This window comes from Endozoicomonas acroporae, from assembly GCF_002864045.1.
GTDB classification, from domain to species: Bacteria; Pseudomonadota; Gammaproteobacteria; order Pseudomonadales; family Endozoicomonadaceae; genus Endozoicomonas; species Endozoicomonas acroporae.
The window spans coordinates 17,841-29,148 of the sequence record NZ_PJPV01000083.1; the positions used below are offsets into that span (position 1 = coordinate 17,841).

At 46.9% G+C, this 11,308-nt stretch carries 12 protein-coding genes and 2 rRNA genes; 3 read left to right on the forward strand and 11 right to left on the reverse strand.

From position 1 onward, the window contains the following. Window positions 1-117 precede the first annotated feature (117 nt). Window positions 118-603, reverse strand: a complete 486-nt coding sequence (locus CX664_RS14610; protein WP_219622204.1) for a F0F1 ATP synthase subunit I — start codon at window positions 601-603, stop codon at window positions 118-120. A 339-nt stretch (window positions 604-942) separates the two neighbouring features. Beyond that, entirely contained in the window at window positions 943-1,845 is a 903-nt protein-coding gene (locus CX664_RS14615) for a LysR substrate-binding domain-containing protein (RefSeq protein WP_101747447.1), read from the reverse strand. 887 nt (window positions 1,846-2,732) lie between these two features. On the opposite strand from CX664_RS14615, the gene CX664_RS14620 reads away from it, so the two are divergent. After that, a complete protein-coding gene (locus tag CX664_RS14620; protein WP_101747448.1) occupies window positions 2,733-3,389 on the forward strand; it encodes an outer membrane beta-barrel protein in 657 nt (218 codons plus the stop codon). A gap of 45 nt (window positions 3,390-3,434) precedes the next feature. Here the strand turns inward: CX664_RS14620 and CX664_RS14625 are convergent, their stop codons facing one another. The 4 genes from CX664_RS14625 to CX664_RS14640 form a co-directional block, all read right to left on the reverse strand. Next, window positions 3,435-4,607 carry a glutathionylspermidine synthase family protein gene (locus CX664_RS14625; protein WP_101747449.1) on the reverse strand — a complete coding sequence of 391 codons (1,173 nt, stop codon included), beginning with the start codon at window positions 4,605-4,607 and terminating at the stop codon, window positions 3,435-3,437. Next, window positions 4,607-5,143 (reverse strand): DUF1190 domain-containing protein, encoded by a 537-nt coding sequence (locus CX664_RS14630; protein WP_101747450.1) that lies wholly within the window; start codon window positions 5,141-5,143, stop codon window positions 4,607-4,609. Before CX664_RS14630 ends, CX664_RS14625 begins: the two co-directional genes overlap by 1 nt. Window positions 5,144-5,162: 19 nt before the next feature. Further along, a complete protein-coding gene (locus tag CX664_RS14635; RefSeq protein ID WP_101747451.1) occupies window positions 5,163-5,573 on the reverse strand; it encodes a DUF350 domain-containing protein in 411 nt (136 codons plus the stop codon). A gap of 80 nt (window positions 5,574-5,653) precedes the next feature. Continuing rightward, window positions 5,654-6,313 carry a DUF2491 family protein gene (locus CX664_RS14640; protein ID WP_101747452.1) on the reverse strand — a complete coding sequence of 220 codons (660 nt, stop codon included), beginning with the start codon at window positions 6,311-6,313 and terminating at the stop codon, window positions 5,654-5,656. A 94-nt stretch (window positions 6,314-6,407) separates the two neighbouring features. Between CX664_RS14640 and CX664_RS14645 the strand changes: the two genes are divergently transcribed. Continuing rightward, a complete protein-coding gene (locus CX664_RS14645) occupies window positions 6,408-7,040 on the forward strand; it encodes a LysE family translocator (RefSeq protein WP_101747453.1) in 633 nt (210 codons plus the stop codon). Here CX664_RS14645 and CX664_RS14650 read toward each other — a convergent pair whose 3' ends face one another. The 3 genes from CX664_RS14650 to CX664_RS14660 all read right to left on the reverse strand — a co-directional run bounded on the left by CX664_RS14650 (window position 7,041) and on the right by CX664_RS14660 (window position 9,947). Further along, window positions 7,041-7,730, reverse strand: coding sequence for a PspA/IM30 family protein (locus CX664_RS14650; RefSeq protein ID WP_101747454.1), 690 nt, complete (start codon window positions 7,728-7,730; stop codon window positions 7,041-7,043). Between the two features lie 31 nt (window positions 7,731-7,761). Beyond that, complete coding sequence (locus CX664_RS14655; RefSeq protein ID WP_101747455.1) at window positions 7,762-8,388, reverse strand: YjfI family protein; 627 nt, start codon at window positions 8,386-8,388, stop codon at window positions 7,762-7,764. 155 nt (window positions 8,389-8,543) lie between these two features. Next, on the reverse strand, window positions 8,544-9,947 hold the full coding sequence (locus tag CX664_RS14660) for a TrkH family potassium uptake protein (RefSeq protein ID WP_276328492.1): 1,404 nt from the start codon (window positions 9,945-9,947) through the stop codon (window positions 8,544-8,546). A gap of 355 nt (window positions 9,948-10,302) precedes the next feature. On the opposite strand from CX664_RS14660, the gene CX664_RS14665 reads away from it, so the two are divergent. Then, window positions 10,303-10,791 carry a hypothetical protein gene (locus tag CX664_RS14665; RefSeq protein WP_101747457.1) on the forward strand — a complete coding sequence of 163 codons (489 nt, stop codon included), beginning with the start codon at window positions 10,303-10,305 and terminating at the stop codon, window positions 10,789-10,791. A gap of 162 nt (window positions 10,792-10,953) precedes the next feature. Here CX664_RS14665 and rrf read toward each other — a convergent pair. Both rrf and CX664_RS14675 read right to left on the reverse strand, forming a co-directional pair. After that, window positions 10,954-11,069: ribosomal RNA gene (gene rrf / locus CX664_RS14670) — 5S ribosomal RNA — on the reverse strand. Between the two features lie 160 nt (window positions 11,070-11,229). Further along, window positions 11,230-11,308 (reverse strand): 23S ribosomal RNA (locus CX664_RS14675); the annotation flags it as partial.

An 11,308-nucleotide genomic window follows, 5' to 3' on the forward strand; every position in this document is an offset into this window, starting at 1 on the left:
TCAAAGCAGCCAAGCCCTCAATATCTGATCTGAAATCAGACCAAGCCGTAAGCAGCTTTTCCACTTAAACACTTTTCAGCAATCAACCGCCATGGGCGGGGCGTTGTCTACCAACCATTACTTGACTGGCTTCTGCCGACGAACCACCAGCAATGGAGCAAACCAGCTGACTGCCTGAACCATGATAAACGTTCCAAACAGTGCCAGGGGTTCCAGCGGTTTAACCAGGGTAAACACCAGAATAAAACCCGCTGTGGTCAGTACCAGTTTGCCAGCTTCTCCACGGTAAAATGAGCTGACAATCAGTTTTGCCGAGCGTGCGCCACGATAGCGGAACGCTCGCCATACAAAATACGCATTGGGCAGTGAGCAACAGAGTCCTCCCAGAAACGAAGACAATGTAAAAGTGATTCCCAGAGGAAACAGTGCCAGAGCCAGCACCGCAGATACCACCAACTGGGCGACAATAACACGATGCACTGGTGGCTGTTGGAGCCACATGTATTGACGATGATCAGAACGACCGGACTTGCGTCTGGCAAATCCAGACCAGTCATCACGACCCATTGCTATCTGCTGCTTCCAGGCTTTTGCTTCTGACATACTTCCGTTAACTACTGCTCAGTTATCTTTCCCCGCTTTCATCAGGAAAAGGGGGAGCAAAAGATTATTGCATGCACACCGCGTAATATTTTGTTGGATTATGTCAGCACCTGTTATTTGATTGATGATTTCTGACATCCCAGCGGCCGCAGTATATGGGTAATAGTACCTATATTCAACCGAAACCATACCTGGCAATTAATATTTCACAAAGTCATAAAACATAGAATTCGGTAGAACAGCCGGTCAGCACGCGCCGTATAAGGGAAAGGGGAATATGCCCTGACATTTAGCCGGTAAAAGCAGCGTCTGAGAAATCAAATGCCCTGTGTATAAAAATCAAACGTTTGCAAAGGGCTTGCTTGCAAGGATGAATTGGCACAGCTGAGTAAAAACTGTACTTTTGTACTTTCTCTTATGGGTCAATAGATAAAAATGACGCTTCAGGTTCAGCCCTGTCACCCCAATCGTTGCCATATGCCCGGTATCCAGAGTGGACTTTGCCGCCAGACTTGAAATACAGGCGATACCAACACCGTCACTGACCGCCTGTTTCACCGCTTCTGAACGGTTCAGCACCATGGCAACCTTAGGCGACGGCAGCTGAGTAGCAATCATCTCATCGAACAGTTCCCGGGTACCCGAGCCCGGTTCTCTTAATACCCACAACTCATTGGCCAGTGAAGAGAGTGGAATATTGCCCTTATTGGCCAATGGATGATCCGGGCTGCAAATAACCACCAGCTCATCTTCCAGCCATGTGGTTACCTCGATATCCGGATGCAGGCAGACACCCTCGACGACCGCAAGATCTGTGTTGAAATCCAGCAGCCGCTGCTCAATGACGCGGGTATTATCAATTTCCAGATCAATTCTGATACCGGGATAACTTTCCCGGAATCGGGCAAGCATTTTGGGCAACAGGTTATTGCCTATGGTGGAGCTGGCATTCAAAACCAGAGAACCCGACTCATAGGATCCATCCTCGGCAAACTGGTTTTCCAGCTCCTTTGCGCGATCAATCAATTCGGATGCCTTTGGCAGCAGGGCACGACCGGAATCATTCATCTTCAAACCTGCACCCTGATTACGGTCAAACAGTGGTCCCAGGTGTTTTTCCAGTTCCGATAACGCCATGCTGGCCGCCGGTTGGGAAATATGCAAACTCTCAGCTGCACCAGTCACCCTTCCGTACTGAGCCACCGCCCGAAATATTTCCAACTGACGAAGCGTAATATGCATTTAATGTACAGCCTATTCCATCAACAGAATCAAGGCATAAGAATACTTGATAGGCTCACAAAGTATTATTGATTTTTATAATAATTTTACCGACATATACTGAAATCATCGTTATCCCATCACTGAATTTATTCAGTTAATTCTATTCAGTTAATTCGAGTTGTATCATGAAAAACAGTGGTATCAGCGGCTGGGTTGAGCTGAAGAAACAGACCCCCTATTTTGAAACGATCGTAACTTGCAGACGTATTCTCAGAAAGACAACGCCATGGAATGATATGGCACTCTTCTTTAAAGAAGCTGACAAGCATATTAAATAGTGCTCAATTGTTATCCAGGCAAAGTTATGAATATCAGCCACTTTTCTGTGGCTTTTTTATTATTATCACAACAAAAGTCATAATGAAACAAACCAGAACAACCGTAATCAATGCTAGTCTGGAAATTTTAAAAAAACATTAAAACAAATATTAATTTCTACATTATTTGAACAACAATATGATTGCACAAATGTTTAAGTGATATTATCAACATTTAAATATATTCAAAAAATCCACCTTAACAATCAAATTCAAAAAAGAAATTTTACCTGCCTCTTAATTCAAACTCACCGTGTTTATGCTTTAGAACCAACCACTTTTAATAAAAATTGTACCTTAGTACACTAAATGAAAATGGCAAAAACCAAATTTGTGTTCTATATAAACTCACTGATTAATAACGAAACGCTGTTTTTAATAGTTACTCTGAGTTCAAACTTTAAGGTGTCCTATCTTATTTACTCAGAAATTAAACTACTTTAGCAACGATTCCTTATTTCGAGCCTGATCTATTGCACATAGATAAAGTTCGTAATTTCTTGTACACACATTTGATATGGAATAACCATGAAAAAGATAACGTCACTATTAACCGCGCTTGCGGTTTCTGCTGTTTCTTCATTTGCCCTGGCTACCGGGTGGGATGATGGCTGGTCGGATAATGATATTTTTGTTGGCCTTGAAGGAGGCTATGCCAAGACCAAAGTAAAGCTTGACGGTTCCGGCTCATCGGTTGATGACAGTGACAATACTGGCTTTTTCGGGCTTCGTCTTGGCGGCTTTATGGATGACGAGGCCAGAGTCTATTTCACTGCTGGTTATCTTAAGCCGAAAGACGCTCAATGGATCTCTAACGGTGTCGATTTTAAAGTTCACGACATTAAGCAGCTTAACCTTCTGGTTTCTGCCGATTATCTGTTTATGCCTGATTGGGATGTTCAGCCGTTTATTGGTTTAACCCTTGGTGCCACAGAAACAAAAGCCAGTGGGTCTTTTACTTCAGGCGGCAAGTCAGTTGAAGACAGTTTTAAAAAGAAATGGGGCTTTGCCTACGGTGCCCAGGCAGGCGTAATTTATCAGATTGATAATATCGATCTGGAAGCTGGCGTAAAATACCTGACTAACGGCATTTCTAACCATTTCCAGGGGCAGGGGCTTGAGGATACCAAACTTAAAGTAAACGACTCTTGCCAAGCTTACGTTGCCGCATCCATCCACTTTTAATTGACACCAAAGGCCCTGCTCCGTTATGAAGTCAGGGTCTTTTAACTACTCCCTGATCACATGCGGCACAAACCTTGAGCTGTCCCGGGTTATCACCGAGCTATCTTCCCTTATACCGATACCTGCAGGACGATCAGCAATAACCCAGCTGCCAATCAGCGTATGGTTTCCGGCAAATACCGGCAGAGGCTGATATTTCTGTAGAACATAGCCACTATCGACATAGGGCCCATCAACAGTCACCGTCGTCTTACCATCGTCCATCACTGCGATGTTTGCACCTTCTCTGGAAAAAACCGGTTTCTTAACGTAATGACTTCCCAGGTCATCTCCCGGTTTTTCCTCCTCGAAATAGCAGGGTAAAAGATTAGGGTGTCCTTTAAATTCCTGCCACAGAAGGGGAAGGATGGCCTTATTTGACAGAATGGCCTTCCACGGAGGTTCAAAAAATAAGGTATCGCTGCCCGGAAGGTAGCTCCCGAACGCTTCTTCAAACATAAACTCCCAAGGGTAGAGTTTAAACATTCCGGGAATGGTTCTATCTTCCAGGTCGGTAAACTGGCCCTCCGGACTGATACCGATGTTCTCAGTGTAAATAAACTGTGTACCGAGTCCTGCCTGAACAGCACAGTCACGGAAGTATTCAACCGTTCCATAGTCTTCTTCGGAGTCTTGGCTGCAAGAGAAGTAAAGTGGCTCACCGGCCATCTTCTGCTTTTTCAGTAGTACCAATGCTTCAATCAGCATTTCCTGAATGATATTGAACTGATCGATGTCTGGCGGAAGCTTCTTCTCTTCCACCATCTGCTCCAGCCAGAGCCACTGAAAAAAAGCGGATTCATATAATGACGTGGGCGTGTCTGCATTATATTCATAGAACTTGGCAGGTGATTGACCATCGTATGAGAAATCCATTCGTCCATACAGATGGGAATCCCTTCTCAACCAGGAATCACGTACATAGTCCCAGAAAAACCGGGGAATTCGCAGACGCTCCATCAAGTGTTCTGAATTCACAGCTTTATCCACCAGATGCAGACACATCTGGTGGATCTCTGCGGTAGGATCTTCTATATCCTGCTCGACCTGATTCATGGTGAACTGATAATAAGCAGTCTCATTCCAATAGGCTTCCCCACCAATGGTGTGGAACTTAAACCCAAGGGACTCCGCCAGTCTGATCCAATCTTTTCTTGGCGCAGAGGTAATACGCAGCATTATCCCCCCCAACTTCCTCTTGCGGCAGAACGGCTGCCAAAACCACCACGCTTCATAGTAGTACTTTTTATTGAAGGCTTGGTCAAAGAAGGCTTGGCCGTTGCTTTTTTATCGACGATGACCTTTCCCTGCTGATAACTGCTGCCAACCCTATCGTAGTTACCCGTCCGGAAAAAACCACCACTACCAAGATAGAGAGGAATAACCGTAAAAGAGCTTCTGCTCGAGCCAGGCTCTGCGGCAAGCATAAAGCCTTCCATGGTTGGAATATACTCTCCGGAAGCCAGTTGCTGGCATGTCGTGCCGAAGTCCTGCTGGCAGTCTGAGGCGGCATTGTATTTGGGTGCCATCATTAGATGGTTCTGCCAGGCCTTGTTGTATTCATACCGGCAAACCGAATCGGATATCACGCCATCACTGATGCAACTGGCTACGTCTTTATAAACCAGCGCTTCTCTGGCGGAATCTGTGCAGCCACTGAGCACAAACGGAGCGGTTCCCATAATGGCAAGCTGCAACTTCTTTGAACGCTTCATTATTCCCTTAACTCCGGTACTAATAGGTCAAACAGGCAGCGTTCAATAAACCGGCTGCGATTGATACTCCCCCCAGCCAGATACCAGAAGCCAGCTTATTGTCTGCAATATGCTCTGAGATTTGCGGAATAAACAGTCTTAGTCCAAAAAATGTAGCCAACTGAACAATCAGGGCAACACCGCCCCAGAGCGCCATATCCACCAGGTCAATTGAGTTTTCAATGACACTGGCCAGGGGCAGAACAAAGCCGATTAAACTGCCAGCAAAAGCAATGGCAGCAGCCGGCACATCCGCCCTGATCAATTTCATCTCTTCATGGGGAGTACACCATGTGTAAACCAGGACATAAATCCCCGTTAATACCAGCGCAACGGCAAAATAGGCAAGAAAAAGCGGAACTCCGGCCAAATAGTCGGTAATGGCGATCATATTGTTACATCCTGAACATTATTGGAACTGACTGACAAGGATACCCTTGCCAGACCGGAAATTCATTCATGCCGTATTGGTCAAGTGATCGTCATGGCTGAAATATCAAGATCAAACCCTAAACTTACGACAGCTGTAGCTTCATCCTCACCGCTGAACTCAAGGGACGCCAGGAGATATTCATAACGCTCACTGCTACTGATTTGTCGCTGATAGAGCATGGCCAGGTGGTCTACATCATAAGCCGTTACCGACTCATCACGACTGTGAACCGTTTCCACGAAATTGACCGGTTCAATCCGACCGGAAACTGCCTCATCCCAGACCCGGCGGTAATCTGTTTCATTCAGCTCAAAGCGCTTATCACCAATCAAACCGGAATCACTGACCCAAAGGCTCGCACCGCTCTCACTGGCAATATTATGGGTTTGTGCAAAGACAAAGAATTTTATGTCATCAATGTTCTGCGTTTCATAACCGCCACTTGTTGATATCTGAATAAAGCCATCATCCGACGTATAAAAGCGGCACAGCGAAGCGCCGGCCCCTAAATCAATGAAGCCTGCTGCCTCAATCGTCTGAATCCCTTCTGGCAAGGTGAATCCCAACTGTTCACGGATCATCTGGAAAGGTAACAAATCCAATTCAACCGCACTTCCCAACCGCAAATTAAGCGGCGATGGTAAAGAAACGCTCTTGCTTTCGTCTTCTTTCTTACGTTTAAACCAGTCAAAGATCATAAAAACAAACCACCCATTGAAACGCTTGATAGAGAAATCGGGACTATACTCTTAAACCCCTGACAGATGGCTACGAATAGAAAGAGAACGCGTTATGTCTGAGTCATCACTGGCGCTATTTCTGATAGCGACCCTGATCCTTGCCCTGGCTCCGGGGCCGGATTTACTGTATATCACCACCCGCGGGCTTTCCCAGGGAGCCATGGCCGGATTCATTTCTGCACTGGGTGTTCATACCGGTGTACTTATCCATACTATCATTGCATCTCTCGGACTGTCTGCCCTGATAGCCTCATCCACCATGGGCTTTTCGCTGATTAAATATGCCGGGGCGGCTTATCTTTGTTATCTGGGAATCCGAACGCTCTTTTTTTCGAAAGGTGAGAATAGCAATGAACAGTGTATTTCCAACGCCGCCCTGAAAAAGATTTTTTATCAGGGTGTGATTACAGATGTGCTGAATCCGAAAGTCATTCTTTTTTTTCTGGCTTTTTTTCCACAATTCATTGATCCGTCAAGCCCCTCGGCTCACATTGATATCTTAATGCTCGGCCTGACGTTTGTGCTGGTAGCCTTTCCGATTGATGCCGCTGTTGGGCTGTTTGCTGGCAGTGTTGGCAAACAAATACTCCACTGCAAGCAACGCATGCAGTGGGGCAAATGGATGACAGGCTCAGCGTTCATTCTTCTCGGCATCGGGACAGCATTTACCTCGCCCCCATCATGACTAACCCTGACGAGCCTTCAGACGTTCCAATACGCTGGAGGCATCAGCATCACCCCTGGTGATACCCGCCGCTTTGAGTTTGGCCTGCAGATCATTCTCAGCAGTATCACCGGAAAGTTCACTGGCCGCTTCCATCTGGGCAGCCCTCTCTGCCTGCCGTTGTTTGATTCGTTCCAGAGAATCCGTTGCCGTCGCCATTTTTGAGTTAACACCGCTGTGTTTGGCGGCACAGGCAGCCTGTGCTTTTTGTACGGACTCCGTCGCTTTAACCGTATCAACCTGCTGCTTAAGACGACGAAGGTTGGCTTCTGCATCCGTAATGGCCTTTTTCAGGCTGACGATGCTGCCCGCAAAGCTCTTTTCCATTTCCAGTTCTGAATTAAGCTGCGCCTCATACTCGGCAATCTTACTGGCAACGTCTGTAGCCAGCGATTCATCGCCCTGATCCAGGGCTTTTATGGCGTAGCCTTCATACTCAGCCACTTTTTCCTTCAACTCAGCACACTTTTGTGAGGAGAGTTTTTGCTTGGCCATGATGCCAGCCAATTGAGTCTTGGACTGCTGCAGCTGATCACTCGCCTCACGAATTTCCTGATCCAGAATACGCAAAGCATTGCTGTCTGCAATCGCTTCACCGACTTCGTTGGTCGCCCCTTTCAGGGCCGTCATCACTTTACTCCAAATGCTCATGGTATTTACCTGTTTTTAATGCTTGATGGTATTAAGCCACTGACTCAGAAGTCAGGTGATTCCCATAGGCTTCTGTGGCCTTGATGGCATTGGCTGCCAGCGTTTCTATTTCCTGCACGATATTCTGCAGTGAAGACGATGAACTCAGTGCACCAAAAATGGTGTAGTACTCATTGCCATCCGGAAAGCGATCCAGACTGATCGTCGACAGCGGAAATAATTTGTGAGTACGCAAAACCTCATCGTTTAACGCAACCGGGTCCTTGACCAGTGAAAAAGGCCAGAGCACCGCATCGGCAATAATCTGCTCCCCGGAAACCGTCAGGTAGATAGGCAGATCACCAAACTCAACCATACTGATTTCCAGGCAGGGCTCCGTCCCATCCACCAGGTTCAACACCGCATTACCACTGGTACTCAGTGGGTCATTAGCCAACGCTTCGTATAAGCTTTGAATCGTCCAAACACTTGATGACTGGGTCATGATGGTAGGTCCTGGTGGTTGATAGGAATCGATTTGCCGTAGTTGCTGCTCAATGTCCCGCAGCAGGCTGGCGTTTTCTGGCAAAATCCAGATTTCTTTTTTCACCAGCCCCTGCTCTCTCATCCTGGAGCGAAACTGTCGCTGATAATATGCAGCGTTTTTCCGCAAGGCCATGAATGAACTCTCTGTATCAGTGGGTTGCCCGACCCGTTAGGTGATCCGGCAATCCATTACATGTAACAAACATTACATGTAATATAAAGGTCGTATTGTTTTTTTCAACTGCCTGCTATGTAAACTTTTTATCACGCTTGCGAAAAGATAGCGTCTCATCGTCGCCAATACGCCGACGTAAACATCACCAGAACGGTAATGACCTCCAATCGTCCCATCAGCATGCCCGCTGCCAGTACCCACTTGGCCATATCAGGCAGCGGTGCAAAGTTACCGGAAGGACCAATAATGTCTCCAAGCCCCGGCCCAACGTTGGCAACGGCCGTGACCGCTCCTGTCAGGCTGGTAATAAAGTCCAGCCCCATCAAACTGAGCAGCAGTGTGATGATGCCTGTCAGCATCAGAAAGAAAAAAGTAAACCCGACAAATGAGCGAATAATATCAGAGGTCAGTGGCTGACCATTGTATTTCATGCTGAAGCAGGCCCGGGGGTGGCTCAACAGCTTCAGCTGCACATTAAGTAGCCTCAGCCCCAGCTGGAAGCGAAAGATCTTTACACCGCCAGTGGTAGAGCCTGAACAACCGCCAATAAAACTCAGGAAGAAAAATGAAGCTCCGGCAAAGCCTCCCCACATTGAGTAGTCGGTAAGGGCAAAGCCAGTGGTACTTATGACAGATGTCGTATTGAAGGCAACCAGAGTCAGTGCAGCAAAAACGCCGTAGTCAGAATTCAACACTAACCAGGCTGTCATGGTGACCCAGAGAACCCCAATCAGTTTAAGAAAGCCCCGAACCTGACAATCTTTCCATAACGGCTCGGCATTACCCGACAGAAATCTTACCAACAGAACAAAGGGAAGACTGCCCACCAACATAAAGATGGTGCCAGTCCAGTGGATGGCAGGGTTGTCAAAATGCGCCATTGATGCATCCGAGGTGGAGAAACCGCCGGTTGAGAGCGTTGCCATGGCGTGGTTGATGGCTTCAAAAGCCGTCATTCCTCCCATGTAATAGACCATGGCACACAATGCGCTCAACCCCAGGTATATCTGAACGATCCGCTTGGCAATCACACCGGATCGGGGCATTACTTTTTCCGACCAGTCGGAAGACTCACTCTGAAACAGACGCATACCACCCACCTTAAGAAAAGGCAGAACCGCAACCGCCATGACAATAAAGCCAATCCCCCCCAACCATTGAAGTACTGAGCGCCACATCAAAATACCCGGATTCATATTATCCAGACCGACCAGCACCGTAGAGCCCGTGGTGGTAATGCCTGACATGGTTTCAAAGAATGCATCGGTAAAACTGATTTCTGTTTCAAAAATAAACGGCAGCGCACCAAACACACTGACCAATATCCAGCTTGAGTTGGTCAGCAGGAAAACCTCCCTGGACCGGAATCCAAAGACTTCTGTTTTGCACGACCAGCATAAGATACCACCCACGACAAAAGTCAGCAGTGGCGACAGTGTGAAAGCCAGGTAGTGAGCAGGCGTATTAAAAAAAATATTGGTAAACAGCGGGATACACATCAGTGCCGCCAGCGTCATCAATAATAGTCCAATGACGTATAGTACAGGTTTGTAATGCATGGTCTTAAAGAAACTTGAGAGCTTTTGCGTTTTGTTCTCGAAAAATACCGATCTGGCTCATCAGGCCTATGGTCTGAAACTTTTTTTTGTTCAGAAAGTCTGAATGACGGAAAAACAGCCAACGGCCAATTATCAGAAAACATTATTATCAGTATGCGCAGGTGTGTCTGTAAAAGCTTACACCTAGCCATCCTGTATATTCCCATACCGGTCCATGAGCCAGATGATGGGAGAGAAGTCATTGTATCAACCGTCTTAACACGACGGCTGACTATGAAAAACTGAGGTAAATCACCACAGAGGTTGAATAGTTATGGGTACAGACATACATGCATACGCTGAGTTCAGAAATAATGTTGGGCAATGGGAAGAAATCCCTGACTATAAACCTTTCAGCGATCGCGATTATGATGTTTTTTCACTTTTTGCCGGTGTTCGTTTCAGAAACGACTATGTTGGCCAGTTCGTCAGTTGGGGCAATGGGGGCATATGGACTGGCCGGAGGGTGACCCCTTATCCGATTGACCAACCCCGGGGCCTGCCAAACGATGTCAGTCCCTCCGTCAAGGCCAGATCTGATTGGGAGTCGGATGGACACAGTCATTCCTGGTTATCCGTTGAGGAACTGACTTCCTATAACTATGACAAGCCTTTGCGAGACAGAAACATTGAAGCGGCTCATGTTCCCGAAGAGTTTGTTAATCGTACTGTCAGAGAGGCTCTGGGTGAAGGTTATTTTCAGGACCTGGCCCAGCTACAAAAGAGTAAAGCAGAGCGCATCGTCTTTTGGTTTGATTCATGAACCTGCGGATCTGCCAGCCCTTGGAAACAGTAGTATCTGACCTCTTGCCCTACTCCTTCGTTACTAAACAACAACCTGGCTGCATGCTTGCCAACAAAAAAATCCCGATAAATTGCTTTATCGGGATTTTCAGCCTTGAACGTACTCAAGGTAAATAATGGTGCCTGGCGATGACCTACTCTCACATGGGGAGACCCCACACTACCATCGGCGATCGGTCATTTCACTGCTGAGTTCGGGATGGGATCAGGTGGTTCTAACCTTCTATGGTCGCCAGGCTAAGCTTTTGAGCCGGAAGCTTTAAGCTGTAGGCTATAAGCTGTCCTTGCTCTGGAATCCAGTATTTAAGCTTTCTTGCTGTACCCTCTTGCGTATGGCTCCAACTGACAACTGGTCACTGACCACCGTCAACTGATTCGCAAATCGCTTTGGCGTTATATGGTCAAGCCGCACGAGTCATTAGTATTGGTTAGCTCAATGCCTCACAGCACTTACACACCCAACCTATCAACGTCAT

Coding starts and splice junctions, on each gene's coding strand:
- CX664_RS14610 (WP_219622204.1), bottom strand. CDS start 603: ATGTCAGAAGCAAAAGCCTGGAAGCAGCAGATAGCAATGGGTCGTGAT.
- CX664_RS14615 (WP_101747447.1), bottom strand. CDS start 1,845: ATGCATATTACGCTTCGTCAGTTGGAAATATTTCGGGCGGTGGCTCAG.
- CX664_RS14620 (WP_101747448.1), top strand. CDS start 2,733: ATGAAAAAGATAACGTCACTATTAACCGCGCTTGCGGTTTCTGCTGTT.
- CX664_RS14625 (WP_101747449.1), bottom strand. CDS start 4,607: ATGCTGCGTATTACCTCTGCGCCAAGAAAAGATTGGATCAGACTGGCG.
- CX664_RS14630 (WP_101747450.1), bottom strand. CDS start 5,143: ATGAAGCGTTCAAAGAAGTTGCAGCTTGCCATTATGGGAACCGCTCCG.
- CX664_RS14635 (WP_101747451.1), bottom strand. CDS start 5,573: ATGATCGCCATTACCGACTATTTGGCCGGAGTTCCGCTTTTTCTTGCC.
- CX664_RS14640 (WP_101747452.1), bottom strand. CDS start 6,313: ATGATCTTTGACTGGTTTAAACGTAAGAAAGAAGACGAAAGCAAGAGC.
- CX664_RS14645 (WP_101747453.1), top strand. CDS start 6,408: ATGTCTGAGTCATCACTGGCGCTATTTCTGATAGCGACCCTGATCCTT.
- CX664_RS14650 (WP_101747454.1), bottom strand. CDS start 7,730: ATGAGCATTTGGAGTAAAGTGATGACGGCCCTGAAAGGGGCGACCAAC.
- CX664_RS14655 (WP_101747455.1), bottom strand. CDS start 8,388: ATGGCCTTGCGGAAAAACGCTGCATATTATCAGCGACAGTTTCGCTCC.
- CX664_RS14660 (WP_276328492.1), bottom strand. CDS start 9,947: ATGACGCTGGCGGCACTGATGTGTATCCCGCTGTTTACCAATATTTTT.
- CX664_RS14665 (WP_101747457.1), top strand. CDS start 10,303: ATGGGTACAGACATACATGCATACGCTGAGTTCAGAAATAATGTTGGG.